Annotated in this window: 3 tRNA genes; all 3 read right to left on the bottom strand. The window is 49.5% G+C overall.

Features of this window, described 5'->3' with window-relative positions:
- Window position 1: 1 nt before the first annotated feature.
- The 3 genes from ACKUG4_RS28225 to ACKUG4_RS28215 all read right to left on the bottom strand — a co-directional run bounded on the left by ACKUG4_RS28225 (window position 2) and on the right by ACKUG4_RS28215 (window position 376).
- Window positions 2-78, bottom strand: a tRNA-Arg gene (locus ACKUG4_RS28225).
- A gap of 72 nt (window positions 79-150) precedes the next feature.
- A tRNA-Arg gene (locus tag ACKUG4_RS28220) sits at window positions 151-227 on the bottom strand.
- 72 nt (window positions 228-299) lie between these two features.
- Window positions 300-376 (bottom strand) — tRNA-Arg (locus tag ACKUG4_RS28215).
- Between the last annotated feature and the right edge of the window lie 4 nt (window positions 377-380).

Below are 380 nucleotides of genomic sequence, written 5' to 3'. Positions count from 1 at the left end.
ATGGTGCACTCGACAGGATTCGAACCTGTGACCGCTCGGTTCGTAGCCGAGTACTCTATCCAGCTGAGCTACGAGTGCAATTTGTGTTTTTAGACCAGACCACAACTGGCTGTAACCAAGTCATCCGCATCGCTGCAACTGACTCTTAAATGGTGCACTCGACAGGATTCGAACCTGTGACCGCTCGGTTCGTAGCCGAGTACTCTATCCAGCTGAGCTACGAGTGCATTTTGTGTTTTTAGACCAGATCACAACTGGTTGAAGCCGAGTCATTTACATCGCTGTAATTGAATCTTAAATGGTGCACTCGACAGGATTCGAACCTGTGACCGCTCGGTTCGTAGCCGAGTACTCTATCCAGCTGAGCTACGAGTGCATTT

The sequence above is a fragment of the Candidatus Pseudomonas auctus genome, from assembly GCF_048654275.1.
Taxonomy (GTDB): domain Bacteria; phylum Pseudomonadota; class Gammaproteobacteria; order Pseudomonadales; family Pseudomonadaceae; genus Aquipseudomonas; species Aquipseudomonas pharyngis.
The sequence above is the reverse complement of the archived record's forward strand: the minus strand, read 5'-3'. Positions and strand labels throughout refer to the sequence as shown.